Genomic DNA, 26,000 nt, shown 5'->3' with positions numbered 1-26,000 from the left:
CCTCGCGCTATGGATTACGCCACTGACAACGTGGCCTTACACAGTGTGCACGAGAAATGACCGATCGCCACGTGCACTGTCGGGATCCGTGCTGCGGTACGTCGTCACGCCTGTTCCAGAACGTGCCGGGCTGCCTCAGCCGGCAGCTCGCGGCATCAGGTCGTAGGGGTGTTTCCAGCCCGCAACCGCCTGTATCCGTGCCTTCCAGGCTTCGATATGGCGGAACTCGTCCAGCGCCAACCCCGTGTCTTCGGGCATGTACACATATCCCGCCAGGGACAGGTCGGCGATGGTCAGGCGCCCGCCCACCATGAATGGCGTGTCTGCCAGGTGCGCATCGACGATCTGGTAGGCCGCCCTGGCCCGCTCGCGCAAGAAGCGGGTGACATCCGACTCACCCAAGTTCTTCAGGCAGTAGATGAAACGCAAGGCCGCGTAATAGCTGGTGAACTTGTGGTTGTCGAACAGCATCCAGCGCCAGATCTCGCGCTTCTCATGCTCGTCGCGCGGGCCAAAGCGGCCGGTGCGCTCGGCCAGGTAGTCGAGGATCAGCGCCGACTGGGTGAGCTTCTCGCCGGCATGTTCCAGCACGGGCACCTCGCCCTGTTCATTGACCGCATCACGCCAGTCCTGGCCACGGGTCTGACCGTGGAAGAAATCGACGAACACCGGTGCCCAGTCCTGACCGGTGAGCTCCAGCATCAGTGCGACCTTGTAGGCGTTGCCGGATTCGGCAAAGCAGTGGAGCGTGTATTCGGCCATGGGTGTCAGGTTCCCTTGATCAATGCAGGTCAGCAGAATGACCAGATCCTAATCCTGCAACAGCTGTGAACGCTACAGCCGTTTGCCTTGGCGTCACAGTGGAACTCCCGGCGACCCTTTGCGCTCTTAACATCATGCAGTAACTCCCTAGGGCATCACCTTTCCGGAGGACTCGCCATGCGCCATTTACTGCTCGTTCCCTCACTGCTGCTCCTGCTCCCCGCCGGCGCCGCCCTGGCCCGCGTCGATGCCGGGGATGTCGCCACCTCGGCGGGGATCTCCGCATCGCTGTACTCGACCTTCAAGGACGACAAACGGATCATTCCGGCCCGTGACGAACTGTCGGCCTTCGTCGCCAGTGGTGGTGCCATTCGCGGGGCTTACCTGGAGTCGGCGCTGGCCCAGGTACGCCAGGCCAATCCCGGGCTGCAGGCCAGTGACGAGGAGCTGGCCCGGGCGCTACTGTCTCAGGATGACGGGTTGGCGGATCACTGAGCGCAAGAAACCCGGGGCCGTCATGCGGCCCCTGCCTGCTCAGCGCGCCCGGTTGGTCACCCCGAACGGAATATGCACCGACGGCGCCACGGTGCTGGTGCTCTTCAGATGCCCCGACTGGTCGTCGAAGAAGATGTGCGGCTTGAGCACCTGAAGCACCCGTCGCTTCTCGATGCCGCCGAGGAAGAAGGCGTCGTTGGCCATCACCCCCCAGCTTTTCAGGGTGTTGAGCGCCCGTTCATGGGAGGGCGCGTTGCGCGCCGTGACGATCGATACCCGCAGACGGTTCTCGTAGCCGGGATGGGCCAGCTTGTGCTGCTCCTCGGCCGCCTGGATACGGGCGATACGCACGAAGAACTCCTTGAGCGGGCCAGGGTTGTGCGGCTGGGTGACGTTGATCACTTCATGGGCGTGGAAACTGTCCAGCCCGCCTGATTGCATCACCGCCTCCGACTCGTCCCCGGCCAGCACGCCGTCGAAGTCGAAGGCGATGCGCAGGTTGTCGTCGCTCTCGTCGTCATCGAACTTCGAATCCAGCACCTGCCCTGCCGGATAGCCGGCCTTGATTGCCGCATCGACGTGCTGCTTGTCGGCGGAGAGGAACAGGGCGATGTTCAACGCCGGGATGTACTCGTACGGCGAGCGGCCCTGGGTGAAGATCGCCCGGGTCATGTTCAGGCCGTAATGGCCGATGGTCTTCATCACCCGCATGCCGGTGTCCGGGTCGTTCTGCGACAGCAGCACCACCTCCACCAGCGGATCCTCGGGATCGCCACGCAGGTCGTTGAGGGCCAGCAGACGCTTGATGAAGGGATAGGCAATGCCTTTTCCCAACGGCACGTCCAGGTGCTGCTCCTGGTATTTGCGGTACTGCGCCTCGCCCTCTCGACGGAACACCGCGTCCGACTCGCTGAGGTCGAACACCGCGCTGGAGGCGACACCGATGACCAGCCGATCATCCAGTTCGAAGGCCATGGGGCTTTCCTTGTATTGATAACGTTGTACGCGACGCCGCTCAGCCTTCGCTGCGGCCCTGCAGGCGCGAGGTCCAGTCCTCGACCTGGTGTTGCTCCAGGCGTTTTTCCAGGGTGCGCCGCCAGTTCGGCACCAGCGGCAGCGCCAGGCACTCGCGCAACAGGTCGGGTTCCAGTCGCTTGTCGAACAGCACTGCCGAGAGCCGCGCCACCGACCAGTCGCCGTGCGGGCGCTCGACCAGTTGCAGGGCATCGCCCGCCTCGATCACGCCCTCCTCCAGCACCCGGTAGTACCAGCCGGTACGCCCGCTCTGCTGCACCCGCAACGCCATCTGCGCCACGTCGAAGCGGTCGTTGAGCTTCCAGCACGGCATGCGCCCCTGGGAGATTTCCAGCAACGCCGTGCCGACGCGGATCCGGTCGCCCAGGCAGACATCAGCCTCGCGCCAGCCGGTGCTGCTGAAATTTTCGCCGAAGGCGCCAGGGCGCGTCAGCAAGGGGTGCTCGCCCAGTTCGGCGGTCCAGTCGGGATAGTGATCGCGGGGGTAATGGTGGATGGCCTTCTCGACACCACCGTGTACGCGCAGATCGCCCTGTTCGTCGCCGGCGATACCGAGGAAGGTGACTGCCAGAGGGCCTTGGCGAGGCTGCTTGTCGATGGCGCTGTGCGAACCCGGGCGGGTGAACGGCCGGGCGCAGCCGGTGAGCAGGCTGTCAAGGCGCGGGCTGGGCGAGGTCATGCGGCGGTCTCGTGGAAAGGTCCGCCAGAGCTTACACCAGCGCGCCTGAGGGCCCAACCGCATTACCTGTGGGAGAAACTGTCTTGCTAAGTTTATTCAACTGGCGCGATCTCTGTAGGAGCGGCCTTGTGCCGCGAAAGGGCCGCGAAGCAGCCCCAGGATTTCAGCGTTTTTGCAAAGATCGCCGGGGCCGCTTTTTGCGGCCCTTTCGCGGCACAAGGCCGCTCCTACAGGTTGGAGTAGCACCTGTGGGAGCTGGCCGCGCAATCATAGACCGTTACTTGCCCCGCGCCTTGTTGTAGATGGTCTTGGCGCGGTCGGCCGAGGCTTGGCACTTGGCCATGTCACCTTTGTCCCGTGCGTCCTTGGCCTGCTTGAGCAGCTCGTGATAGTCATGGGCCATGCCGCCGTGCAAGGCCTGGCCATCGGTCTTGCTGATGCTCTCCAGATCATTGATCTTGGCATCGCAATTGGTCGCCGGACCATCCTCGGCGTAGGCGGCGAAACTCAGTACACAGGTGATCGCTAGCAGTGTCATGGATTTCATGGCGTGTTCTCCTGGGAAATCGACGCAGCTCAGAGCTTAGTCCGCCAGTGCCTGCCCGACGGGACTTCAGCCCAACGGTCGTGCAACCTCGCCGACCAGGAAGTCGATGAACACCCGCACCTTCAACGGCATGTGCCGGGCCTGCGGATACACCAGCATGAACGGCCGCGACGTCCCGCCATGTTCGGCCAGCACTTCCACCAGCTCGCCGCTGTCCAGCGCCTCCTGCACGGTGAAGCGGTAGGCCTGCATCAGGCCGCCCCCATGACGCACCAGGGTGGTGGTGGCGAGGAAATCGCCCAGGCAAGTGAGCGCACCCTGGGTCTCGAGCTCGACCAGCAGCCCGTCACGGCGAAAGCTCCAGGGCGGCCGCCTGCCACTGCTGGGCAGCTCGAACTGGATGCACTCATGCCCGGCCAGGTCCTCCAGGGTCCGTGGCGTACCGGCCCGGGCCAGATAGCCGGGGGTGGCGACCACCACCAGCTCGGCGTCCTCCAGGCGCCGGGCCACCAACCGCGAATCGGCGGGCGCGCGGCCACGGATCGCCAGGTCGAAGTGCTCCTCGGCGAAATCGACGTTGCGGTTGCTGACATGCACATCCACCTGTACCCCTGGATAGCGCTGGCGAAAACGCGGCAGCAGTGGCAACAGGCGGTGATGGGCGTAGGGCGTTGGCGCGCTGATACGCAGGCGACCCGCGGGCTCGAGCTGGCCACCGGTGACCTGGCGCTCGGCCTCGACCAGTTGGCCCAGCGCCTGGCGACAGTGCTGGTAATAGGCCTGGCCGGCCTCGCTCAGGCGCATCTGCCGGGTGGTGCGCACGAAAAGGCGAACGCCCAGGCGCTCCTCCAGGCGCGCCACCGAGCGGCTCACCGCTGCGGGCGTGACCCCTGCCAAGGTGGCCGCCTCGGTAAAGCTGCCGGCATCGGCGGCAAGGCAGAACAACTCCAGGCTGCCCAGTTGCAGGTCATCGAAATGGCGGGTCATGGCGAGCTCTATTGATTACATGATGTATCGATTGAAATGCCCTGTGCCTCATTTTTCAAGTTGAGATAGCAACTTAAAGTGGCTGCACACCCGAGCAACGGCTCGCACCACCGGAGATCCTCCCATGAGCAAGGCAAGAACCGTCATCATCACCGGCGCCTCCAGCGGCCTGGGCTTCGCCCTGGCCCAGGCCTACCTCAAGCGTGGCGATAACGTGGTCGGCAACGCCCGCACCCAGGCTCGCCTCGACGAAGCCGCAGCTCGTCTGGGCAATCCGGCCGCCTTTATCGGCGTGGCGGGCGACATCGCCGAGAAAACCACCGCCGAACGGCTGTTTGCCACCGCCCTGGAGGCCTTCGGCCAGGTCGATATCCTGGTCAACAACGCCGGCATCTTCATTCCCAAGCCGGTGACCGACTACACCGAGGCCGACGTCGACGCGCTGGTCGGCACCAACCTCAAGGGCTTCTTCTACCCCGCCCAGGCCGCGGCGAAAATCATGAAGGCCCAGGGCCACGGGCATATCGTCGCCATCACCGCCTCGGTGGCCCTGCAACCGGACACCCGCGTCCCGGCGCTGCTGCCGGTGCTGGTCAAGGGCGGGCTGAACCAGGCGGTCAAGGGCCTGGCCCTGGAGCTGGCAGCGAGCGGCGTGCAGGTTAACGCCGTGGCCCCCGGCATCATCGACACGCCGCTGCACAGCGGCCACACCGAAGGGCTCGGCGCGCTGTCGCCAAGCGGGCGCACGGGCAAGCCCGAGGATGTGGTGGACGCCGTGCTGTACCTGACCGATGCCCGTTTCGTCAGCGGCGTCATCCTCCCTGTCGACGGTGGCAGCACCGCCGGTACCTGGCACTGAACCTGGAGCGAAGCACATGCCTTATGTCCATATCCGCGTGACCGATGAAGGCGTCACGGCCGAGCACAAACGCCAGTTGATCGAAGGTACCACCCGCCTGCTGGAGCAGGTATTGAACAAGCCGCCGGCCAGCACCTTCGTGGTGATCGAGGAAGTGCCCACCGACAATTGGGGCGTAGGCGGCGAGACGGTGACCGCGTTGCGTGCACGCAACCCATGACACACTGAAGCTTGCCTCGCGAACGCGGGGCAGGCCCGCCCCCACAAGGTGAGCGGCTGCTACTGACGCAACCTTCCCAACGCCTCCAGCACATGCCCCGTCGCCCGTTCCACATCCCCCTCGCGACAGGCGATGCCCAACTGACGCCACAACCCCGGCCGCAACGGCCGCCGGGCGATGCGCGGCGATGGCGGGTGAACCTCGCCTTCCTGCGGCAGCAAGGTGGCGCCGTAGCCCGCGGCCACCAGGCTCTTGATCGCATCGTTGTAGTTCAGCTCGATGCGCGGCTCGGGGTACAGCCCCGCTGCGGCGAACCACTCCGACGTCACCCGCGACAATTGCGTGGTGCTGTCGTTGAGGATCAGCGCTCGTCCGCCAAGCCATGCCGGCGTCACCCGTGCCGGTGGCTGCCAGTCGATGGGGACATAGGCCATGATCGGGTCACGCCGCCACGGCGTGATCCGCAAGCCCTTGCCAGCGACCTGCGGCAGCGCCACCAGACCGATGTCCAGGGTGCCCTCGCGCAGCCGCGCCAGGGAGGCCTGCGAGGTAAGTACCTGAACCTGCACATCGATCCCCGGATGATCCACCCGCAGCGTTTCCAGGGCCTGGGGTAACAAGTGCGCGATGGCGCCGGTCGAAGCACCCAGACGCACCCGGCCGGTCAAGCCCTCGACCTGGCGGCGCACCTCGTCCAGGGCCTGGTCGGCGTCGGCCAGCAGGCGCCTGGCGCGGGCCAGCAAGGTCTCGCCGATGGCCGTGGGGCGTACCTGGCCGCGGGTGCGGGTGAGCAAGGGCGCACCGATGCGCGCCTCCAGCTCGGCCACGTGCAGGCTGATGGTGGGGGGCGCCAGGTTGAGCTGGCGGGCGGCGTCGGCGAAGGAGGCACGGTCGGCGATCACCACCAGGGTGCGCAGGCGGTCGAGGCTGATTTCTCGCATGGGGTCTCGGCAGGAATGAAGTACTGATGGCTGGCACGCCCCGGGTAGGAGCGGCCTTGCGCCGCGAAGGGGCGCGCAGCGGCCCCGGAATTACCGGCCTGACGCGAAATTGCCGGGGCTGCTGCGCAGCCCTTTCGCGGCACAAGGCCGCTCCTACAGAGGGCTCGTTATTTAAAATCAGAATTTCTGAATATGGTGATCATGATATTCAAATTTTATTTCGCCCAGCGAACGACGAGGATACCGCCATTCCTTCTCGTCACTGGACAACCGACATGCACCAGCCCCTCGTTTTCATCGACGGCGACCAAGGCACCACCGGCCTGCAGATCCATGCCCGCCTGCACGGCCGCCAGGACCTGCGCCTGCTCACCCTGCCCGAAGCCGAGCGCAAGGACCCGGCGCGGCGCAGCGAGGCGATCAACAGCGCCGATATCGCCGTGCTCTGCCTGCCCGACGACGCCGCCCGCGAGGCCGTGGCCACCCTGCACAACCCGGCGGTGCGGGTGATCGACGCAAGCTCCGCGCACCGCACCGCGCCCGGCTGGGTCTACGGCCTGCCGGAACTGAACGAGCAACAGGCCGAACGCATCGCCCGGGCCACCCGGGTGAGCAACCCCGGCTGCTACCCCACCGGCGCCATCGCCCTGCTGCACCCCCTGGTCAAGGCCGGCTTGCTGCCGGCGGACTACCCGCTGAGCATCCACGCCATCTCCGGCTACTCCGGTGGCGGCCGGGCCGCCGTCGAGCGGCATGAGCAGCGCAGCGACGCCTACCTGCCGACCCTCCAGTTGTACGGCCTGGAGCTCGCCCACAAGCATGTGCCAGAGATCCAGCAGCATGCGGGGCTGAGCGCGCGGCCGGTGTTCGTGCCGGGTTATGGCGACTACCGCCAAGGCATCGTGCTGAGTATCCCGCTGCAACTGCGCCTGCTGCCAGGCGTCGACGCCGATCAGTTGCAGGCCTGCCTGGAACGGCACTACCAGGGCGCCCGCCACGTGCAGGTAATGCCCCTGCACCAGCACGGTCCGGCGCAGGCGCTGGACCCGCAGGCGCTGAACGACAGCAACGACCTGCGCCTGGCCCTGTACGCCAACCCCGAGCATGGCCAGGTGCTGCTGACTGCGGTGTTCGACAACCTGGGCAAGGGCGCCTCAGGCGCCGCCGTGCAGAACCTCGACCTCATGCTGGCCGGGCTGCGCTAGAATGATCACCCGCCTCGTTCCGGGGCGGGTGTTTCAATCCTGCCGGAGCCCGACCCGCGATGTTCATCCTCCGCCGCCTCGAAGGCGTGCCGCCCGAATCCTTCCAGAACCAGATCCGCCAGTTGGTGATCGACCATGTCGGCCAGCTCAGCAGCGTCGCCATCAGCCCGGACAATCCGCTCTATCCGCTCTACCAATACGGAGTCGGCCTGGAGGTGCACCAATACCTGATGGCGCTGGACGGCACCCGTGGCCTGGCCGTCGAGCTGACCCTGGCCCTGGATGCCGAGGCGCCGGACCAGTTGCTCGGCTTCGCCCTGGTGCTGCCGGCCCAGGACAACCCGCAGGCCTGCGCCCTGGCCTACCTCGCCGTAGTCCCCAGCCACCGCCGCCAGGGCATCGCCCTTGGCCTGCTGCGCGCGGTGCGTGAACGCTATGCCTGCGTCGAGCTGAGTACCTTCGCCCAGCAGGTACCGTGGTTCGAGAACATGGGCCTGCAGGTGGTCGCCTGTACCGGGCCGCAGGTGTTGATGAGCAGCACCGGGCAAGCCAGCGGCGCGCTGATCGGGCGGCTGGACATCGCGCCGATCTACCAGACCGTCGAAGTCCGGCAGATCCATGCCTACCTGCTCAAGCAACAGGGCGAGGCGGCGATGCTGGACGCCGAACGCCTGCGCGACGAGCGACTGGACGTCCTGACGGAACAGGCACGGGCGTGCGTCAGGGAACGCAAGACCGTGCATTGAGGCGCCTCGCCGTCAGCCCTTGATGGCCTTCTCGATCGTGGCAATGTCGATCTTGCCCATCTGCAGCATCGCCTCGAACGCCCGCTTCGCCAGGGCGCGATCGGGGCTGGCCACCGCCTGGGTCAATACCCGCGGGCTGATCTGCCAGGACAGCCCCCACCTGTCCTTGCACCAGCCGCACACGCTCTCGCTGCCACCGTTGCCGACGATGGCGTCCCAATAGCGATCGGTTTCCTCCTGGCTGTCGGTCGCCACCTGGAACGAGAACGCCTCGCTGTGGCTGAACGCCTTGCCACCATTGAGACCGATGCACGGGATGCCCAGCACGGTGAACTCCACCGTGATCACATCGCCTGCCTTACCGGAGGGGTAGTCGGCGGGCGCCTTGTGCACGGCGGTCACCCGGCTGTCGGGGAAGGTGCTGGCGTAGAAGTTCGCCGCGTCCTCGGCGTCATTGTCGTACCACAGGCAAATGCTGTTCTTGGCGGTCATGCTCGGACTCCTGGCGGGATTCGTTGCCCACGAGTCTAGCCGCCTGTCCTGGCATGCCAGGACAGGCCGATCAGCGGCTCAAGCCATCAACCCTGGCAGGCGAACGCCTGGGCCAGCTCACGGTCGCTCAGCGCGCTCACCGGATGCAGCTGGCGGTACTCGCTCAAGGCCTGTTCCAACCGTGCGCCGCGCAAGCGCCCGTCGCTGGCGATGTACAGCAGCGCATCGTCGCGGGCGGCTTGGTAAGTGCGCGCAGGGTGGCTGGTAGAGCCACTGACGGCAGCGGTGGCGAGGCTGGAACCAACGGTGAAGTGGTCGCTCGAGTTGCCCTTGCCGTCCATGGCCAAGGCCGGGCCGGCAAGCAGCAATATCGCCAGCAATGCACGGCCGCGCAGGATCACGAGGCAACCTGTGCGGTTTGCACAACGTCGACGTGCCGCTGGCTGAAGGCCAGGTAATAGCCATTGCAATCACGCACGCCGAACTCCCGCGAACCATACTCCGTGTCGTGCAACGGCCAGGCGATATCCGCCAGCTCGCGGACTTGCGCGTAATAGCCGTCGACGTCCTCGACCACCAGATAGAAGGTCCCGGCACACCCCGGCGGCAGCCGCCACAGGTCGTCCTCGGTGAACAGCAGGCTGCAGTCGTGCAACTGCACGGTAAGGGTCGATTGCGCGGTGTCGGCGACGGTAAATTGCAGCACATCGCGGTAATGACGGCGGGTAGCGTCAAGGTCGGTGCAGCGCAAAAGCGGGGCAACAGGCATGCGGAACCTCCTCGTCGGTGAACGGGTTGCGGCGGATCATCGCCGCAAACCCAGGGAGCGGCAAGGGGCTGTATGCCGCGTTTGCCGGCCATCTGTATCTAACCACTGGCGCCGTGCACGCCTAGGATCGAGGTCCTCGACCCAAGGTAACTGCCATGAACGACCTGCCAACCGCCATCGACTTTCCCGGCCTGACCCTGCGCCGTCTGTTGCCGGGCGACCATGCCATGGTCTGCGCCCATCGCCAGGCCATGTTCCTGGAAGCCGGTGGCGACCCGCACCGCCTGAAGACCATGACCGAGCACTTTGGGCCCTGGCTATGGACGCGCCTGGCGGACGGTCGCTATTACGGCTTCGTATTGTTGGACGACGCGCAACCGGTGGCGGCGATCGGCCTGATGACGATCGAGTGGCCGCCGCATCCGGCCCACCCCGATCAGGAACAGCGCGGCTACGTGCTGAATGTCTATGTCGAGCCGTCCCATCGGCGTCAGGGCCTGGCCTCGAAACTGATGCGCCTCGCCGAATCGGAGTTCGCCGAGCGCGGCCTGGACTTCGCCGTGCTTCATGCCACCGACGTGGGCAGGCCGGTTTACGCCGGGCTGGGTTGGGCGGCAACCACGGAAATGGCCAAGGCCCTTGGCTGAACGCTCAAGTCGGCCAGGCAAGAGCCGATAACCCTCGTGCATCCGATCGGATGCACGATTGTGCAGTTACTCAAGGATGATTCATGTTGCGCCACAACCTGCCAGCCCTGCTGGCACTGTCGCTGATGCTGTCACTCACCGGCTGCAATGGCCTGCCAAGCTCGAACGCCAGCGACTCTGCGACGCTCGGCCCGGTTCGCCCGGATAGCGAAGCCCGCACGACCTGGATCACGCAGATCCTGGCCCAGGACCCTCTGGCCAGCCAGGACCGACAGCCACCACCGCGCCAGAGCAACGCGCAGATCGTCGACGCATTGCGCCAGAAGCGCGACCTGAAGTTGCCGGATGCCTACTGGGAGCAATGGCAACGCAATCTCGATACTTTCGATGCCGAAACCTCCCGTCACAAGGAAGCACAGCGCGCCCGTTACATCGCCACCTTCAGCGACCAGCTCAAGCGCGTCGACGACAGCACCCTGCAACGCCTGGCCAGTGCGCCCGACACCCTGGACGCGGCCACCCGCGATGCCTGGAAGCAGCGCCTGATCGAGCGTTACAGCCGCTACATCATCGACAGCGAAGTGGGCCGCGACATCCTCGACGCCCACCTGCGACGCATGGCGCTGATGGACCGGCAATTCGGCGTCTGCGACCTGGACAGCCATTGCTGGGACCGCACGCCCAAGCCGTGAAATTTGACTCGCGACGGCGCAGGGCTCAAGGTCGGTGATCCCACCGACATGGAGCCCGACATGCATTTCGACCTGATCCAGAGCTTGTCCCTGGCTGGCAAGCCCGATGTGCCCAATGACGACCGTATCGGCAACGCCGACCGCCACGCCTGGGTCATCGACGGCGCCACCGACCTTGGCGCCCCCGGCCTGCTCGGCGAGCGCGGCGGCGCCGCGTGGCTCTCGGCCACGGCCCAGCGCGCCTTCGCCACGGCCTCGGGGCCACTGCGGCAGGTTTGCGAGACGGTCTTCGATTCGATTGCCCAGGCCTACCGGCAGGACCGCCGACGCGAGCCCCTGGCCACCTGGGAACTGCCGCGCGCTGCCTTTGCCGCGGTGGCCATCGAAGGTGAGGAACTGGTCTGCGCGCACCTGGCCGACTGCGTGGTGCTGCATCGCAGCGCGCAAGGCATCCGCTTCCTCACCCCCGAGCCCGATCGCGAGGTCGAGCAAGCCGAAGCCGCCGCACTCGGCCCCGGCACCGGCGCCCACGGCGTGCGCACCCCAGCGGTGCTGGCCGATCGCCGCAGCGCCCGCGAGCGGCCCCGGGCCGTGCTCGGCGTCGATGCCGAGCTGTCCCGGGAAGGCACCTTTTACACTCGAGCCCCAGTCGCCGTGGGTGACGATGTGCTGCTGATGAGCGATGGCTTCGCGGCGCTGTTCGATACCTATCGGGCCTATGACCCGGCAGGTTTCATCGAGCGCCTGCAAAGCCACGGCCTGGATGACCTGGCACGGACACTGCGCGGCATCGAGCACGACGATGCCGCATGCCTGCGCTACCCGCGGTTCAAGATGAGCGACGACGCCTCGGCGATCTGGTTGCGGGTGGGTTGAACGGGGAGTCAGCTCGCCGCGCCAGAGGCTAGGCCAACCGTTTATGCAGGAAATAACGGCTATGCCCGGGCGGGAAGTCGGCAAGCTCACCGAACACTTCGAACCCCAGCTTGCGGTAGAAGTCCGGCGCCTGGAAGCTGAAAGTGTCCAGCCAGATTCCGCAGCAGCCCTTCTCCTTCGCCAGCGCCTCGGCCTGGGCCATCAGCTCGCGGCCGGTGCCCTGCCCGCGCATGCGCTCGGGCACCACCAGCAGTTCGACGAACAACCAACCTCCTCCGAGCCTGGCATAGAGCCCGCCGATGACCTCATCGCTGGCGGGATCGCGCAGCGTCCAGGCGACGGTGGCCGCACCAGGCGAACCGATCACGCTGTCGTTGAAGGCGCGCAGGGGTTTGAGAATCGCATCGTGATGCAGGCTGGTGGCCTGGTCGGTGAAATCGATCGTGAGCGTCATGGCAGGTCGTCCGGTTGACCACGTAGGAAGGCGGCGCTAAGCGCGCCGGATTAAATTTACTTCACGTTGCGCCCTTTAGATATAAGGCATTCGACAGCCGTTCGACCATACTCCAAAATGCAACGGTTTTTTGGGGGAAACCCTTGCACAGCCAACGACATACCAACATTTAGTGAGCCTCAACGTGAAAACTTCCCTGTCCATCCTCAGCCTGCTGCTGTTGCTCACAGGTACCGCGACCCTACCGTCGACCGCTGCTGCACAACCCCCGGCCCAGGTCCAGCGCGACCCAAGCAAGCTGCACCTGGCCTCCGGCAGCGCCCTGTTGATCGACCTCAACACCAACAAGGAGCTGTATGCCAGCCACGCCGATCGCGTGCGCCCCATCGCCTCGGTCACCAAGCTGATGACCGCGATGGTCGTACTCGACGCCAAGCTGCCCATGGACGAAATGCTCGGCATGACCATCGCCAACAACCCGGAGATGAAGGGCGTGTACTCGCGGGTACGCCTGGGCAGTGAGCTGAACCGTCGCGAGACGTTGCTGATCACCCTGATGTCGTCGGAAAACCGTGCGGCCAACACCCTGGCCAACCACTACCCCGGTGGCTATGGCGCCTTCATCAAGGCGATGAACGCCAAGGCCCGCAGCCTGGGCATGAGCAACACCCGCTATGTCGAGCCGACCGGCCTGTCGACCCTCAACGTCTCCACCGCCCACGACCTGGCCAAGCTGCTGATGGCCTCGCGCAAGTACCCGCTGCTCAGCGAGCTGTCGACCACCCGCGAAAAGACCGTGGCGTTCCGCAAGCCCAACTACACCCTGGGCTTTCGCAACACCGACCACCTGGTGAACAAGAGCAACTGGGACATCGCCCTGACCAAGACCGGCTTCACCAACGAAGCGGGGCATTGCCTGGTGCTGCTGACGAAGATGGACAACCGTCCGGTGGCCATGGTGATTCTCGACGCCTACGGCAAGTACACCCACTTCGCCGATGCCAGCCGCATGCGCCAGTGGCTGGAGACCGGCAGCGCCAAGCCGGCACCGGCGGTGGCCATGCAATACAAGAGCGAGCGCCAGGGCCGCGCGCGCCTGGCGCAGGACTGACACACCGCTGAAACGACGACGCCCCGCATGATGCGGGGCGTCTTGCTTTAACGGTATGGGCCTCAGGCCTGGGTGGCGATCATGCCACCGGCGCTGCTGCCACCGGTCTTGGTCAACGCTTCGAGCAACTGCTGCGTGGCGGCCAGGATCTGCCCGCTCAGGGTGGCGATGCTCGCCTGCTTGGCGGTGATCATGGCCAGCTTGGAAGTTTCGTCCATCTCTTGCTCGGCAAGCATCGCCAGTTGCTTCTGCTCCTCTGCAAGCTGCTTCTGCAATTGCTTGATCATGTCGCGCAGCTGGGTGATGTGCCCCGGCTCGCCGCTGCCTTCACCGCCCTCGGCCTGCTTGGCCTCCTCGGCCTTGCCCGGGGTGGTCTCACCCGACAGGTCCACCGCGACGCTCGTCAACGGCTTTTCTTTCTTTTCTGCGGGCTGGGCATTGGCCACACTGGTGATCACCCCCATCGTCGCACTGTTGATACCTACCATTCCCTAATCCTCCGTGGTGGGTCCTTTCAATACCAGCGCTATCGGCTGCGCCACGGCAGACTTGATGGCCATGTGCCGATAAATTTGCCGCCTCGTCATTCGTCCACCACATACCCGAGCCATGCCCTGGCGCCCCTGGCGACCCGACAGGCCGACCCGACCAGCCCCGCAACGAGATGGCAATGACCAAGACCCGTTCCCGCAAAGCCTTGTACATCGGCCTGCCCCTGGCCCTGGTGGCCGCCCTGGGTGGCGCCGCCGGCTATTACTTCTGGAAGCAGGACAGCGGCTATCCCCGCGCCATCGTGCAGCAGGCCAACGAACTGCACGAACACATGCTCTCCTTCGACAGCCATGTCACCGTGCCGCTGGGCTACGGCAGCGACGGCTACGAGGCCGACAAGGACGGCCGTGGTCAGTTCGACCTGGCCAAGGCGGCCAAGGGCCGGTTGTCGGGCGCGGCGCTCACCGTCTTTGGCTGGCCCGAGCTGTGGAACGGCCCGAACGCCCCGCACCGTCCGACCCCAGGCTTCGTCGACGAGGCCCGCAACCAGCAGGAAGTGCGCTACAAGATCATCAGCGGGATTGTGCGCGACTTCCCCAACCAGGTCGGCATCGCCTACACCCCCGAGGACTTCCGCCGCCTGAACGGCGAAGGCAAGTTCGCCATTTTCATCAGCATGCTCAACGCCTATCCGCTGGGCAACGACCTGTCGCAGCTCGACCTGTGGAGCAAGCGCGGCATGCGCATGTTCGGCTTCAGCTACACCGGCAACAACGCCTGGGCCGACTCCTCGCGCCCGCTGCCGTTCTTCAACGACACCCCCGATGCCTTCGGTGGCCTGTCCCCGCTGGGCGAGCAGGCGGTCAAGCGGCTCAACGACCTGGGCGTGATCATCGATGTCTCGCAGATGTCCACCCTGGCCCTGGAAGACGTGGCCCGCCTGAGCCGCGCCCCGTTCGTCGCCTCGCACTCGGCGCCGCGGGCGCTGGTGGACATCCCGCGCAACCTCTCCGACAAGGAGATGCAGTTGATCAAGGACAGCGGCGGCGTGCTGCAAGTCGTGGCCTTCACCACCTACCTCAAGCCGCTGAGCAAACCGACCCTGGAAAAACTCGAGGCCCTGCGCGCACGTTTCGACCTGCAACCGCTGCAAGGCCTGACCAACGCGCTGATGCCAGGTGACCCGATCATCGCCATCTGGCCCGAGGCGCGCTTCGGCGAGTACGCCAGCAGCCTCTACGCCATCGTCGACGAAGAGCCCCGCGCCGGCCTCAAGGAGTATGTCGACGCCATCGACTACGCCGTGAAGAAGATGGGCATCGACCATGTCGGCATCAGCTCCGACTTCAACGATGGCGGCGGCGTCACAGGTTTCATGAACGTCGGCGAAATCCGCAACGTCACCGCCGAGCTGCTGACCCGCGGCTACTCCGAAACCGATATCGCCAAGCTCTGGGCAGGTAACTTCCTGCGCGTCTGGGGGCAGGTGCAGAAGGTCGCCAACCCGGTTGCCCAGCACGACAGCAGCGCCCGGGAAACTCGCCATGACTGACCGCCGTGCCTTCCTCAAGCAGGCCGCCGCCCTGGCGGCCAGCCTGCCCTTGCTGCCCAGCGCCCTTGCCGCCGATCCGGCAACCCCGACACTGCAAGGCCCGGACAAATGGCGCCAATTGCGCCAGCTGTTCCCCCTCGCGCCCGATGTCGCGCACTTCGCCAACTTCCTGATCACCGCCCATCCGCGGCCAGTGCAGGAGGCGATCGACCGTCACCGCGCCACCCTCGACCGCAACCCGGCCCTGTGCATGGACTGGGAAAGCGAGTATGAGTGGCAGCGCGAGGACGAGGTCCGCGAATGGGCGGGCCGCTACCTGGATGTGCGTCCGCGTCAGGTCGCCCTGACCGGCAGCACCACCGAGGGCCTCGGCATGATCTACGGCGGCCTGCATGTGGCGCCGCACCAGGAAATCCTCACCACCGAGCACGAGCACTACTCGACCCACAATTGCCTGGCGTTCCGCCAGCGCCAGCACGGCACCCAGGTGCGCAAGCTGCGCCTGTTCGACAAGCCCGGCGAGGTTTCCACTGACCGCGTACTGAGCCTGATTGACCGCAGCATCCGCCCCGAGACCCGGGTGCTGGGCATGACCTGGGTACACTCGGGCAGCGGCGTCAAGCTGCCGGTGGGCGCCATCGGCGAGCTGGTGCGCCAGCACAACCGCAACCGCGACGAGGCCGAGCGCATCCTCTACGTGGTCGATGGCGTGCACGGCTTCGGCGTGGAAAACGTGCGCTTCGCCGACTTCAACTGCGACTGGTTCATCGCCGGCACCCACAAGTGGATGTTCGGCCCACGGGGCACGGGGATCATCTGCGCGGCGTCAGAGCAGATGCAGCACCTGACGCCGACCTTCGCCACCTTCTCGCGTAACGAGGACTTCGGCACCATCATGACGCCGGGCGGTTACCACGCCTTCGAGCACCGCTGGGCGCTGGGCGAGGCTTTCAAGCTGCACCTGGCCCTGGGCAAGGCCGACGTCCAGGCGCGCATCCACCAGCTCAACGACTACCTCAAGGCACGCCTGGCCGAACACCGCGCCATCGAGCTGGTAACCCCGTCCAGTCGCGAGTTCTCCGCCGGCTTCACCTTCTTCCGTATCAAGGACCGCGACCCCGACGCGGTGGCGGCCTACCTGAACGCCAACAGGGTCATGGTCGATGCGGTGGACCGCGATGTCGGGCCAGTGATCCGCTTTGCGCCCAGCCTGCTCAACGACGAGCAGCAGGTCGATAGGGCCATGGCGTTGCTGCGTAAGCAGATCGGGTAAGCCTGGCGCAATACCAACCGCTGATATGACGACGGCTGCGTGGGAGCGGGCTTGCCCAGCGATCACCGGCCTCGCCGGTGCCATCCTGCAGGTACGCAATCGCGGGGCAAGCCCGCTCCCACGCTCCCGCCACGCACTAGCGCTCGCGCTCGCGCTAACGCAACAACGCCTGAATCTGCTCGTGCAGGGTATCCAGGTCGAACGGCTTGGCCAGGATCGGCGCCGTGCGCGCGATCGGGCTGCCCGACTCGACAATCTCCGCCGGGTAGCCACTGATGAAGATCACCTTCAGGTCCGGGCGAAGCTTCACCGCAGGCTCGGCGATCTCCACTCCGGAAATCCCCCCTGGCAGGCGGAAATCGGTGACCATCAGGTCCAGGTGCGGCTTGCTCGCCAGGATCGCGAACGCCTGCTCGCCGTCCTCGGCCACCAGCACGTGGTAGCCCTCGCCGGCCAGGTAATCGCGCAGGATCATGCGGATCGCCGGTTCGTCCTCAACCACCAGTACCACGTCTTGTGCATCTTCACTCATGACAACGCCTTCGCATTCAACAGGTTGGCCATCAGACCCCAGCGCTACGCAGAGGTTGCGCGGGCCGGATCGCAATGTTGCGACTGTGCCGACATCGGCAACCGTACAGTGAAGGTCGAGCCGACGCCGGCCTGGCTGTCGACCTGGATCCGCCCGCCGTGGGCGAGGACGATCTGCTCGGAGATGTACAGCCCCAGGCCCAGGCCGCCCGTGGCCTGCTGCGCGGCGACGCGCTCGAACTGCTGGAAGATCCGCTGCAGATGCTGGGCATCGATGCCGATGCCATGGTCCTGCACCTGCACGCAGGCCATGTCGCCCTCCTCGAAGACCCGCACCTGCACCGGCTTGCGGTCACCGTAGCGCAAGGCATTGGACAACAGGTTGGCCACCACTTGTTCAATCCGGAACTCGTCCCACTCGCCCTGCAAGGGGTCGCAGCGCTGCAGTTCGAGCGGCGTGTCCACGGCACCGGCCTGGGCCGCGAAGTTCTCCACCAGGCCCCGTACAAGCTGACCGAGGTCGAAGGTCCGCGGGCGGATCGACAGCTTGCCTGTACGGATCCGCGACACATCGAGCATGTCCTCGACCAGGCGAATCAGGCTGTTGATCTGGCGCTCGTCGCGCTCGACCATGGCCTTGAGCTTGTCCTCGCTGAACGCCGCCAGGTTGCCGCGGGACAGGTGCAGGCGGCGCAGCTGGGTCTCCAGGATCAGCCCGTTGAGCGGCGTGCGCACTTCGTGGGAGACGATCGACATGAAGTCGTCACGCATGCGCACCGCGCGCTCCAGCTCGCCCCGCGCCACCTGCAGCTGGGCCAGCAGCAGCTCCTGCTCCTGGCGGCTCTGCTCCAGGGCCTGCAACTGTCGATCCAGGGCCTTGCGCTGGCGGAACAGGTCGACGAACACCGACACCTTGCTCTTCACCGCCAGGGTTTCCAGCGGCTTGTGCAGGAAGTCCACGGCGCCGCTCTCGTAGCCCTTGAAGGCGTAGTTCATCTCGCGCCCGGCGGCGCTGACGAAGACGATGGGAATGTTGCGGGTCTTTTCCGTGCCGCGCATCAGTTCGGCCAGCTCGAAGCCGTTCATGCCCGGCATCTGCACATCGAGAATGGCCAGGGCGAACTCGTGTTCGAGCAGCAGCGACAAGGCCTGCTCGGCGGATTGCGCCTGATGCACCTCGCGGTCCTCGCCCTGGATCAGGGCGTCGAGGGCCAGCAGGTTCTCCGGCAGGTCGTCGACGATCAGCAGTTTCGCGGTGATGTGGCTTAGCATGCGCTGGGTTCCAGGGTAGCGAGCAACTGCCCGATACCGCCAAGGGAAAGAATATGGTCAGGGTCGTGCAGGGCCAGGGCGGCCTCCGGCATCAACGCCACCTGTGCGTCGCGGGGGTCCTGGACAACCGTCCGGCCACCGCTTTGTCTGATGCGCAACAGCCCCCGGGCACCGTCTTCATTGGCCCCGGTGAGCAGCACGCCGAGCAGGCCCGGGCCGTAGGCATCGGCGGCCGACTCGAAGAGAAAATCGATCGCCGGACGCGAGAAATGCACCGGCGCTTCCTGGCTGAGCGAGAAGCTGAAGTCGCGCTCGACCGACAAGTGATAACCCGGCCCCGCCACGTAAATCAGTCCCGGCTCGATCCGCGCCTTGTCCAGGGCTTCGTGCACCGGCCGGCGCAGGCGCCGCTGCAGCACTTCGGCGAGCTGGCTGTGGCGGTCGTCCGGCAGGTGCAGCACGCACAGCACCGGGATGGCGAAATCGGCCGGCAATGCGCCAAGCACGCTGAACAGCGCCGTGACGCCGCCCGCCGAGGCGCCGATGACGATCGCGCGCACGCCGTTCATGTCTTGCGGTAGATCCGCTCGGGCCGCACCAGCGGCTCGAAGCCTTCACTGTAGGCCGAGAAGTCCACCGACTCCTTGCTGCCCAGCACCAGGAAACCACGGTGGCACAGCGACTCGTGGAACAGGCCCAGGGCGCGGTCCTGCAGATCCTTGTTGAAATAGATCAGCACGTTGCGGCACGACACCAGCTGGGTCTCGGAAAACACGCTGTCGGTGGCCAGGCTGTGGTCGGCGAAGGTCACGTTGTCACGCAGGCTTGAGTCCATGATGGCGTTGCCGTAGGCGGCGGTGTAGTACTCGGAGAAATCACGCCGGCCACCGGCCTTGCGGTAGTTCTCCTCGTACTCGCGCATGCTCTGCATCGAGTAGATGCCCTGCTTGGCGCGCTCCAGCGAATGCGGGTTGATGTCGGTGGCGTAGAGGATGGTGCGCTCCAGCAGGCCTTCCTCGCGCAGCAGGATGGCCATCGAGTACACCTCCTCGCCGGTGCTGCAGCCGGCGATCCACAGCTTCAGCGACGGCCACGTGCGCAGCAGCGGCACCACTTCGTTGCGCAGCGCGAGGAAATGCCCGGGGTCGCGGAACATCTCGCTGACCGGGATCGTCAGGTACTGCAGCAGCTCGAGGAACATGCCCGGGTCGTGCAGCACCCGCTCCTGCAGCGCCGACACCGTGCGGCAGTCGAACTGGCGCACGGCGTGGAGGATCCGGCGCTTGATCGAGGCGCCTGAGTAATCGCGAAAATCATAGCTGTACTTGAGGTAGATCGCCTCGATCAGCAGCCGGATCTCGATATCGGTGTTGCGTTCACTGGTCAAAATTTCAGATTCGCTCCAATTGCGGCAGCCAGACCCGGATCAGCGAGAACAGGCGGTCCAGGTCGATCGGTTTGGCCAGGTAGTCGTTGGCGCCGGCCTGCAGGCAACGCTGCTGGTCGTCCTTCATGGCCTTGGCGGTCACGGCGATGATCGGCAGCTTGCGCCAGCGCGGCTGCTGGCGGATCAGGCGGGTGGCCTCGTAGCCGTCCATCTCCGGCATCATCACGTCCATCAGCACCAGGTCGATGTCGTCGTTGGCCTCCAGGCACTCGATGGCCTCGCGCCCGTTACGGCCGATCTCGACGATCGCGCCCTTGTGCTCCAGGGCGCTGGTCAGGGCGAAGATATTACGCACGTCGTCGTCCACCAGCAGGATCTTGCGCCCCTCGAACACCTTGTCGCGGCTGCGCGCGGTCTTGAGCATGCGCTGGCGTTCGTTGGACAGCTGCGACTCGACCTTGTGCAGGAACAGCGTGACTTCGTCGAGCAGGCGCTCGGGCGAACGCGCGCCCTTGATGATGATCGAGCGCGAGTACTTGAGCAGGTCGGCCTCTTCCTCGCGGGTGAGGTTGCGTCCGGTGTAGACGATCACCGGCGGGAAGCTGCGGATGTCCTCGGCGGTCATGCGCTTGAGCAGCTCGTTGCCGAGCATGTCGGGCAGCTTGAGGTCGATGATCATGCAGTCGTAGATGTTCTCGCGCAGCAGCGCCAGGGCGTCCTGGGCCATGGCCACGGCGGTGATCTGGATATCGTCGTCGCCGATCAGGCGGGCGATGCTTTCGCGCTGCAGGTCATCGTCCTCCACCAGCAGGATGTGCTTGAGCTTCTGCGTGAGCTTGGCCTCCAGGCGGCCGAACACCGCCTTGAGTTCCTCGCGGCTGGTGGGCTTGACCGCGTAGCCCACCGCGCCCATGTGCATGGCCGCCTCGACGCGGTCCTCCACCGAGATGATGTGCACAGGGATATGCCGGGTACCGGCCTGCTCCTTCAGGCGCTGCAGCACGGTGAGCCCGGAATGGTCGGGCAGGCGCATGTCCAGCAGGATCGCGTCGGGCAGGTACTGCGCGGCCAGCTCGAAGCCTTCGTCGGCGGCATGGGCGACCAGGCAGCTGTAGCCAAGTTCGTGGGCCAGGTCGAAGAGGATGCGGGCGAAATTCGGCTCGTCCTCGATCACCAGGATGCAGCGGTTGGCGAACGGTGCCTGGGCGCGGTCGTCGGCGAAGGCCGGGGCCGGACGCTCGGTGCGCACCGGCGCCGGTACCGGCGGCGCCGGTGGCAGTTCGTCGACTGCCGGGCGCAGGCTGTGCACCTCGACCTGTTGCGCCGACGGCTCGAAGTGCTCCGGCAGGATCAGACTGAACACGCTGCCCTGCCCCGGGCTGCTGTCGACGTTGATCTGCCCGCCCAGCAGGTGCGCCAGGTCGCGGGAGATCGACAGGCCCAGGCCGGTGCCGCCGTAGCGACGGTTGCTGGTGCCATCGACCTGGTGGAAGGCGCCGAAGATCGCCTGCTGCTGGTCGGCGGCGATGCCGATGCCGGTGTCGCGCACGGCGAAGACGATGCCCAGGCCGGCCTGGTGGCTGATGCCCAGGCTGACCTGGCCGCGTTCGGTGAACTTGATGGCGTTGGACAGCAGGTTCTTGAGGATCTGTTCCAGGCGCTGGCGGTCGGTGAACAGGCTCGCCGGCAGCGGCTGCTCGAGCTTGACCTCGAAAGCCAGGCCCTTGTCCTGGGCCAGCGGCTGGAACATGCCCCGCAGGCCATCGACCAGGCGCTCCAATGGCGTGCTCTCGGCACGCACCTCGAGCTTGCCGGCCTCGACCTTGGCGATGTCGAGGATATCGTTGATCAGGTTCAGCAGGTCGTTGCCGGCCGAGTAGATCGATTCGGCGAACTTGACCTGCTCCTCGCTGAGGTTGCCCTCGGCGTTCTCGGACAAGAGCTTGGCCAGGATCAGCGAGCTGTTGAGCGGCGTGCGCAGCTCGTGGGACATGTTGGCGAGGAACTCGGACTTGTACTTGCTCGAACGCTGCAGGTCGTCGGCGCGGGCCTGCAGTTCGACCTGGGCCTGGTTGAGCTCGCCGTTCTTGCGGTCCAGGGCCTCGGTGCGCTCGGCCAGCTGTTCGTTGGTCTGCTCCAGTTCCGCCTGCTGGGTCTCCAGGTGGGCCTGGGACTCCTTGAGTACCCGCGACTGCTCCTCGAGCTCCTCGTTGGCGGTCTTGAGCTCCTCCTGCTGCACCTGCAGTTCCTCGTTGAGCTGCTGGGTCTCGGCCAGCACCTCCTGCAGGCGCTGGCGGTAGCGCGCGCTCTCGATGGAGATGCCCAGGTTCTCGGTGATCCGCTCCAGCAGCTCCACGTCTCGCTCCTGCAGCGCACGCAGGAAACCCAGCTCCAGCACGCCGTTGACCCGCCCATCGTCCTGGGACGGCACCAGCACGCCGCTGCGCGGCAGGCCGCGACCCAGGCCCGAGCTCAAACGGTAGTAATCCTGCGGCAGGTCATCCAGACGCAGCAGCCGCCTCTGGGTCACCGCCTCACCCAGCAAACCGGCATGGTCACCCAGGCGCGGCTCGCTCCCCTGCTGTTCGGCATCCAGGCCATAGGTGGCGACGCGTACCAGCTGGCCATGCTCGTCCCGCACATACAGCGCGCCGACCACGCTGCCCAGGTAGCCGGCGAAGAAGCGCAGGATATTGTCGCCGAGCATGGGCAGGGTCAGCTGGCCCAGCACCTGCTCGGCCAGCTGGGTCTGCCCGGCGCGCAGCCAGGCCTGGTGTTCCAGACGCTCGGCGGCGCGTTGCTGGGCCTCCAGGTTCGACACGTAGCTGGACGACAATGCCAGCAGGTCACGGCGTCCCAGATAGGCGAGCAAGGCGCTCAGGGCGACGATGAACAGCACGAAGGCCGAGATCGCGGTCATGGTGACCGTGCTGACTGTCTCGTTGCGTGCCGTGCGCAGTTGCTGCTCGGTGTTGATGAAGGTGTCGAACTCCTTGCGGATCTCATCGGTCAGGCGCTTGCCGCGACCCCGGCCGATCGACGACTGCACATCGGCCTGGTTGCGGCGCTGGCTGATCACCTCGTTGCCGAAGGTATTCCACTCGCGCTGCAAGGCCGCGATGCGGTCGATGCGGTCGACCTGCTGGGGGTTGTCGGCGACCATCTCCTTCAGGCTGTCCAGGCTGCCGAAGATGCGCGGCTTGGCCACCTCGTACGGATCGAGGAAACGCTCCTCGCCGGTCAGCAGGTAGCCGCGCATGCCGGTTTCCATGTCGATCGACAGCTTGATCGTCTCGTTGGCATTGCCGATCACCCGGTCGGTGTGCTCGACCCACTGCATGGCCGAGAGCAGGTAGTTGATCACCGCGACAAACGCCACGGCGCCCAGGAGCCCTACGCCCAGGGGCAGGCCGACGTTGCGGCTCAGCAGTTTGCGAAAGCTGCGTTGGTCCATCGAGGCTGCTTGAATCATCTGAAGGTGCCCGAGTGAAAAAAGTCCATTGAACAGTCCGACGGCTACGTCTTGTAAGTGCTACCTGTGCCAGACCGACCGGGGGAATACAGCGAGTCTAACCAGCTTTGGCGGATCTGGCAGGGCATTTAGCCAGTATTTGAAGCCTGTCTGCGACAATCGTTCCATCTATTTGCCCGTGCCGGTAAGCTTGGGAACTTCTGCCACCGCCCTGGGCACAGAGTAGAGACAATCCACCGAAACAGGATCCGCACCATGCACCTTCTGGTAGTCGAAGACGACGACATCGTACGCATGCTGATAGTCGAAGTGCTCGGCGAACTGGGCTACACCACCATTGAGGCCGACAGTGCCGGCGCGGCCCTGAAGATCATCGAGGATCCCGACCAGCCGCTGGCGCTTTTGATGACCGACGTCGGCCTGCCCGACCTGCGCGGCGAGGAACTGGCCGCCAAGGCCCGCGAAGTCCGGCCATTGCTGCCGGTGCTGTTCGCCAGCGGCTATGCCGAGAGTTTCACCGTGCCCGAAGGCATGCACCTGATTGGCAAGCCGTTCAGCATCGATCAACTGCGCGATAAAGTACTGGAGATTCTCGGCGCGCCATAGCGGACCGCCCACGGCGCGCTACAAATGGAACGTTGCGAGCACAGCAGGGGGCATCTGAATGCACGCAGTCCCAATTATGTCTTTTGCCAGAAAGCGACCTGAGAAGAGGCAGGCGTAACAGGCTGAAATATTTTGAACGTCTTGCGCTTTTAAGCTTCCAACGTTCGAGGTATGCCTCTTTCGCCGGAAAGCCACCATGAAGATGCCCTGTCGCGCCCCCTGCGCCTTGCTGGAACTGGACTTCGTCCGCGATACCCTGTTCGGACCGGTGGCCCAGCGCGCCGAATGCCAGGTTCAGTTGGCCGCCGTCAATCTGCAAGGCCGCCCAGCGTTGCGCCTGCATATCCAACCACCTTTGCCGGTGAAGATGGAAAAGGCCCACAGTGTCGCCTTCGCCTGGGAGGGGCGTAGCTACCGCGGAGTGGTCCGCGACTACGTCAAATGCGGCGATGGCGGAATCAACCTGCTGCTTGAGCTGCAATGAAAGGCTAGGCGATAGCCTTGCGCACACCTGGCTGAACGTCACGCTGTGCTTTCACGCGAGCGACCAATCCCAATAAATCATGGCAGGAATTGAGACTGGCCACAGGCACGCCGGTCACGGTCAGGCAATCGTCCAGGCTCTGCCCCTGTCCGAGACGAATGGTCAGGTGTTCGTCGTCCGTACAGCTCACCTCGCAGCGATCAGGCAGGCAGGCCTGTTCGATCATTTGCCGCATCTCAAGCATCGAAACGCCAATCAACATGGTACAGATCCTCTTTGTTATTGGATGGCCTGTTGGGTGTGGTACGCCCTCCACTGGAGAGCCGCCAATTGATATTGGCCATGCCTGGGAGCAGGTCCATTCGCCCAGACAATGAAAGCGTCAAAGTGCCTCTAGCACCTTAGTGGAAGAAAGCACCGACAGGGCAACGTTCGGTCGTCAACGCCGACTTGGCGACAGGTGGTCGATGCTTATAACCGCCCCAGTTCCTCCCGACAGAACTCCACGAACAATTGCGCCGGCTTGGTCAGCTGTACGCGCTTGAGGTGCGCCGCCGCCAAGCCCGACAGCGCCACCGGTTCGGTGATGTCTAGGGTCACCAAACGCTGCCCGTCGTAGGTAAATTCGGAGTGCGGTCGGGTCACCAGCAGCGAGAAACCGAAGCCCTGCCCCACCATGCCCCGAACCATTTCGATCGACGGCGAACTGAAGACGATGTTCGGCGTCAGCCCCAGCTCGTTGAACAGGCTGACGAAATAGGTGCGGCTCGGCGCCACGTCGAGCAGGATCATCGGCTCCGGGCACAGGTCGCGCAGCGACACCTGGGTTTGCCCGGCGAAACGGTGGTTTTCCGGCAGCAGCACATAGGGTTTCTGCGCCGGCATCAGCGGCTCGGTCTCGATGGTGCCGTCCAGGTCATGGTCGTAGAGGAACGCCAGGTCGAAGGTGCCCGCCGTCAGGCCCTGGATCAGGTCCTGCTGTTCGCCGTCGCGCAGACGGATGTCCACCCCCGGGTAACGCTGGCGAAAACCGGCGATCAGCCGCGGCAGGTACAAAGGCGCCACGGTCTCGAAACAGCCGATGTCGATCTGCCCCGCCACCGTGTCGTTGTCGGCCAGGGCGTTCTGCTCGAACTCATGGGCCATCTGCAGCAGGGCCCGGGTCTTGGCGTAGAAGCGCTTGCCGCTGGGCGTCAGCGACACGCCCTGGGCGTGATGGCGGATGAACAGCTGCACGCCGAAGCTTTCTTCCAGGCTCTTGATCGCGGTGGAGATCGACGGCTGGGCGATATACAGCTGGCGCGAGGCCTCGGCGACGCTGCCGGCCTCCACCGTGGTGACGAAGTACTTGAGTTGGCGCAAGGTGTAGGAAGCCACGCTGACCTCTCTGGCGCCGGGGGGGCGCACGGATTTT

At 65.4% G+C, this 26,000-nt stretch carries 31 protein-coding genes; 13 read left to right on the top strand and 18 right to left on the bottom strand.

Annotation, left to right across the window (positions count from 1 at the left end):
* Window positions 1-135: 135 nt before the first annotated feature.
* Window positions 136-762 carry a glutathione S-transferase family protein gene (locus VUG52_RS12610; RefSeq protein WP_050705956.1) on the bottom strand — a complete coding sequence of 209 codons (627 nt, stop codon included), beginning with the start codon at window positions 760-762 and terminating at the stop codon, window positions 136-138.
* A 177-nt stretch (window positions 763-939) separates the two neighbouring features.
* Between VUG52_RS12610 and VUG52_RS12605 the strand changes: the two genes are divergently transcribed.
* Window positions 940-1,257 (top strand): DUF2388 domain-containing protein, encoded by a 318-nt coding sequence (locus VUG52_RS12605; RefSeq protein ID WP_050705957.1) that lies wholly within the window; start codon window positions 940-942, stop codon window positions 1,255-1,257.
* A gap of 39 nt (window positions 1,258-1,296) precedes the next feature.
* Here VUG52_RS12605 and VUG52_RS12600 read toward each other — a convergent pair whose 3' ends face one another.
* The 4 genes from VUG52_RS12600 to VUG52_RS12585 form a co-directional block, all read right to left on the bottom strand.
* The gene (locus tag VUG52_RS12600) at window positions 1,297-2,232 is read right to left on the bottom strand and encodes a 5'-nucleotidase (protein WP_050705958.1); all 936 of its coding nucleotides are present in this window, start codon (window positions 2,230-2,232) and stop codon (window positions 1,297-1,299) included.
* 40 nt (window positions 2,233-2,272) lie between these two features.
* Complete coding sequence (locus tag VUG52_RS12595) at window positions 2,273-2,971, bottom strand: MOSC domain-containing protein (RefSeq protein WP_050705959.1); 699 nt, start codon at window positions 2,969-2,971, stop codon at window positions 2,273-2,275.
* A 277-nt stretch (window positions 2,972-3,248) separates the two neighbouring features.
* Window positions 3,249-3,518, bottom strand: coding sequence for a hypothetical protein (locus VUG52_RS12590; protein ID WP_050705960.1), 270 nt, complete (start codon window positions 3,516-3,518; stop codon window positions 3,249-3,251).
* A 66-nt stretch (window positions 3,519-3,584) separates the two neighbouring features.
* Window positions 3,585-4,505, bottom strand: coding sequence for a LysR family transcriptional regulator (locus tag VUG52_RS12585; RefSeq protein WP_331833045.1), 921 nt, complete (start codon window positions 4,503-4,505; stop codon window positions 3,585-3,587).
* A 124-nt stretch (window positions 4,506-4,629) separates the two neighbouring features.
* On the opposite strand from VUG52_RS12585, the gene VUG52_RS12580 reads away from it, so the two are divergent.
* Together VUG52_RS12580 and VUG52_RS12575 are read left to right on the top strand one after the other, a co-directional pair.
* Complete coding sequence (locus tag VUG52_RS12580; protein ID WP_331833044.1) at window positions 4,630-5,364, top strand: SDR family NAD(P)-dependent oxidoreductase; 735 nt, start codon at window positions 4,630-4,632, stop codon at window positions 5,362-5,364.
* A gap of 16 nt (window positions 5,365-5,380) precedes the next feature.
* Window positions 5,381-5,584, top strand: coding sequence for a tautomerase family protein (locus tag VUG52_RS12575; protein ID WP_050705963.1), 204 nt, complete (start codon window positions 5,381-5,383; stop codon window positions 5,582-5,584).
* Between the two features lie 59 nt (window positions 5,585-5,643).
* On the opposite strand, the gene VUG52_RS12570 is transcribed toward VUG52_RS12575, so the two are convergent.
* Window positions 5,644-6,525 (bottom strand): LysR family transcriptional regulator, encoded by an 882-nt coding sequence (locus VUG52_RS12570; RefSeq protein WP_050705964.1) that lies wholly within the window; start codon window positions 6,523-6,525, stop codon window positions 5,644-5,646.
* A 275-nt stretch (window positions 6,526-6,800) separates the two neighbouring features.
* Between VUG52_RS12570 and argC the strand changes: the two genes are divergently transcribed.
* Both argC and VUG52_RS12560 read left to right on the top strand, forming a co-directional pair.
* Window positions 6,801-7,730, top strand: coding sequence for an N-acetyl-gamma-glutamyl-phosphate reductase (gene argC / locus VUG52_RS12565; protein WP_050705965.1), 930 nt, complete (start codon window positions 6,801-6,803; stop codon window positions 7,728-7,730).
* A gap of 59 nt (window positions 7,731-7,789) precedes the next feature.
* The gene (locus VUG52_RS12560; RefSeq protein WP_050705966.1) at window positions 7,790-8,476 is read left to right on the top strand and encodes a GNAT family N-acetyltransferase; all 687 of its coding nucleotides are present in this window, start codon (window positions 7,790-7,792) and stop codon (window positions 8,474-8,476) included.
* Between the two features lie 12 nt (window positions 8,477-8,488).
* Here the strand turns inward: VUG52_RS12560 and VUG52_RS12555 are convergent, their stop codons facing one another.
* The 3 genes from VUG52_RS12555 to VUG52_RS12545 all read right to left on the bottom strand — a co-directional run bounded on the left by VUG52_RS12555 (window position 8,489) and on the right by VUG52_RS12545 (window position 9,737).
* Window positions 8,489-8,968: a VOC family protein gene (locus tag VUG52_RS12555; protein ID WP_050705967.1), complete on the bottom strand. Its 480-nt coding sequence runs from the start codon at window positions 8,966-8,968 to the stop codon at window positions 8,489-8,491.
* Window positions 8,969-9,054: 86 nt separating this feature from the next.
* A complete protein-coding gene (locus VUG52_RS12550) occupies window positions 9,055-9,369 on the bottom strand; it encodes a DUF2388 domain-containing protein (RefSeq protein WP_052895938.1) in 315 nt (104 codons plus the stop codon).
* On the bottom strand, window positions 9,366-9,737 hold the full coding sequence (locus VUG52_RS12545) for a VOC family protein (RefSeq protein WP_050705968.1): 372 nt from the start codon (window positions 9,735-9,737) through the stop codon (window positions 9,366-9,368). The genes VUG52_RS12550 and VUG52_RS12545 overlap by 4 nt, the downstream gene beginning before the upstream one ends.
* 155 nt (window positions 9,738-9,892) lie before the next feature.
* Between VUG52_RS12545 and VUG52_RS12540 the strand changes: the two genes are divergently transcribed.
* The 3 genes from VUG52_RS12540 (at window position 9,893) to VUG52_RS12530 (ending at window position 11,952) form a co-directional block, all read left to right on the top strand.
* Entirely contained in the window at window positions 9,893-10,384 is a 492-nt protein-coding gene (locus VUG52_RS12540; protein WP_050705969.1) for a GNAT family N-acetyltransferase, read from the top strand.
* Window positions 10,385-10,467: 83 nt separating this feature from the next.
* A complete protein-coding gene (locus tag VUG52_RS12535; RefSeq protein ID WP_050705970.1) occupies window positions 10,468-11,076 on the top strand; it encodes a hypothetical protein in 609 nt (202 codons plus the stop codon).
* A gap of 60 nt (window positions 11,077-11,136) precedes the next feature.
* Window positions 11,137-11,952, top strand: a complete 816-nt coding sequence (locus VUG52_RS12530) for a protein phosphatase 2C domain-containing protein (RefSeq protein WP_050705971.1) — start codon at window positions 11,137-11,139, stop codon at window positions 11,950-11,952.
* 28 nt (window positions 11,953-11,980) lie between these two features.
* Here the strand turns inward: VUG52_RS12530 and VUG52_RS12525 are convergent, their stop codons facing one another.
* Entirely contained in the window at window positions 11,981-12,406 is a 426-nt protein-coding gene (locus VUG52_RS12525) for a GNAT family N-acetyltransferase (protein ID WP_050705972.1), read from the bottom strand.
* 184 nt (window positions 12,407-12,590) lie between these two features.
* Between VUG52_RS12525 and pbpG the strand changes: the two genes are divergently transcribed.
* Window positions 12,591-13,517 carry a D-alanyl-D-alanine endopeptidase gene (gene pbpG / locus VUG52_RS12520; protein ID WP_050706028.1) on the top strand — a complete coding sequence of 309 codons (927 nt, stop codon included), beginning with the start codon at window positions 12,591-12,593 and terminating at the stop codon, window positions 13,515-13,517.
* Between the two features lie 62 nt (window positions 13,518-13,579).
* On the opposite strand, the gene VUG52_RS12515 is transcribed toward pbpG, so the two are convergent.
* Window positions 13,580-14,005, bottom strand: coding sequence for a hypothetical protein (locus VUG52_RS12515; RefSeq protein ID WP_050705973.1), 426 nt, complete (start codon window positions 14,003-14,005; stop codon window positions 13,580-13,582).
* 182 nt (window positions 14,006-14,187) lie between these two features.
* On the opposite strand from VUG52_RS12515, the gene pvdM reads away from it, so the two are divergent.
* Both pvdM and pvdN read left to right on the top strand, forming a co-directional pair.
* Window positions 14,188-15,561, top strand: a complete 1,374-nt coding sequence (pvdM, locus tag VUG52_RS12510) for a pyoverdine-tailoring dipeptidase-like protein PvdM (protein ID WP_050705974.1) — start codon at window positions 14,188-14,190, stop codon at window positions 15,559-15,561.
* Entirely contained in the window at window positions 15,554-16,834 is a 1,281-nt protein-coding gene (pvdN, locus tag VUG52_RS12505) for a pyoverdine-tailoring periplasmic protein PvdN (protein ID WP_050705975.1), read from the top strand. The genes pvdM and pvdN overlap by 8 nt, the downstream gene beginning before the upstream one ends.
* 154 nt (window positions 16,835-16,988) lie before the next feature.
* Here pvdN and VUG52_RS12500 read toward each other — a convergent pair whose 3' ends face one another.
* Genes VUG52_RS12500 through VUG52_RS12480 form a run of 5 tightly spaced genes read right to left on the bottom strand, consistent with a single transcriptional unit; the run spans window position 16,989 to window position 23,496 of the window.
* Entirely contained in the window at window positions 16,989-17,366 is a 378-nt protein-coding gene (locus VUG52_RS12500) for a response regulator (RefSeq protein WP_050705976.1), read from the bottom strand.
* A 44-nt stretch (window positions 17,367-17,410) separates the two neighbouring features.
* Window positions 17,411-18,637: a hybrid sensor histidine kinase/response regulator gene (locus VUG52_RS12495; protein WP_050705977.1), complete on the bottom strand. Its 1,227-nt coding sequence runs from the start codon at window positions 18,635-18,637 to the stop codon at window positions 17,411-17,413.
* The gene (locus VUG52_RS12490; RefSeq protein WP_262952640.1) at window positions 18,631-19,206 is read right to left on the bottom strand and encodes a chemotaxis protein CheB; all 576 of its coding nucleotides are present in this window, start codon (window positions 19,204-19,206) and stop codon (window positions 18,631-18,633) included. The genes VUG52_RS12495 and VUG52_RS12490 overlap by 7 nt, the downstream gene beginning before the upstream one ends.
* On the bottom strand, window positions 19,203-20,024 hold the full coding sequence (locus tag VUG52_RS12485) for a CheR family methyltransferase (RefSeq protein WP_050705979.1): 822 nt from the start codon (window positions 20,022-20,024) through the stop codon (window positions 19,203-19,205). The genes VUG52_RS12490 and VUG52_RS12485 overlap by 4 nt, the downstream gene beginning before the upstream one ends.
* Before the next feature lie 4 nt (window positions 20,025-20,028).
* Complete coding sequence (locus VUG52_RS12480) at window positions 20,029-23,496, bottom strand: response regulator (RefSeq protein WP_050705980.1); 3,468 nt, start codon at window positions 23,494-23,496, stop codon at window positions 20,029-20,031.
* A gap of 255 nt (window positions 23,497-23,751) precedes the next feature.
* On the opposite strand from VUG52_RS12480, the gene VUG52_RS12475 reads away from it, so the two are divergent.
* Window positions 23,752-24,102 (top strand): response regulator, encoded by a 351-nt coding sequence (locus VUG52_RS12475; protein ID WP_050705981.1) that lies wholly within the window; start codon window positions 23,752-23,754, stop codon window positions 24,100-24,102.
* A gap of 196 nt (window positions 24,103-24,298) precedes the next feature.
* Window positions 24,299-24,586 (top strand): hypothetical protein, encoded by a 288-nt coding sequence (locus tag VUG52_RS12470; protein ID WP_050705982.1) that lies wholly within the window; start codon window positions 24,299-24,301, stop codon window positions 24,584-24,586.
* Between the two features lie 4 nt (window positions 24,587-24,590).
* Here the strand turns inward: VUG52_RS12470 and VUG52_RS12465 are convergent, their stop codons facing one another.
* Complete coding sequence (locus tag VUG52_RS12465) at window positions 24,591-24,821, bottom strand: DUF1652 domain-containing protein (RefSeq protein WP_050706029.1); 231 nt, start codon at window positions 24,819-24,821, stop codon at window positions 24,591-24,593.
* A gap of 236 nt (window positions 24,822-25,057) precedes the next feature.
* Window positions 25,058-25,963, bottom strand: a complete 906-nt coding sequence (locus VUG52_RS12460; protein ID WP_050705983.1) for a LysR family transcriptional regulator — start codon at window positions 25,961-25,963, stop codon at window positions 25,058-25,060.
* Window positions 25,964-26,000 lie beyond the last annotated feature (37 nt).

The organism is Pseudomonas sp. LH21 (assembly GCF_036549575.1).
In the GTDB taxonomy this organism is placed as follows: Bacteria; Pseudomonadota; Gammaproteobacteria; order Pseudomonadales; family Pseudomonadaceae; genus Aquipseudomonas; species Aquipseudomonas peradeniyensis.
This window is presented reverse-complemented; position numbering and strand designations above follow the sequence as displayed.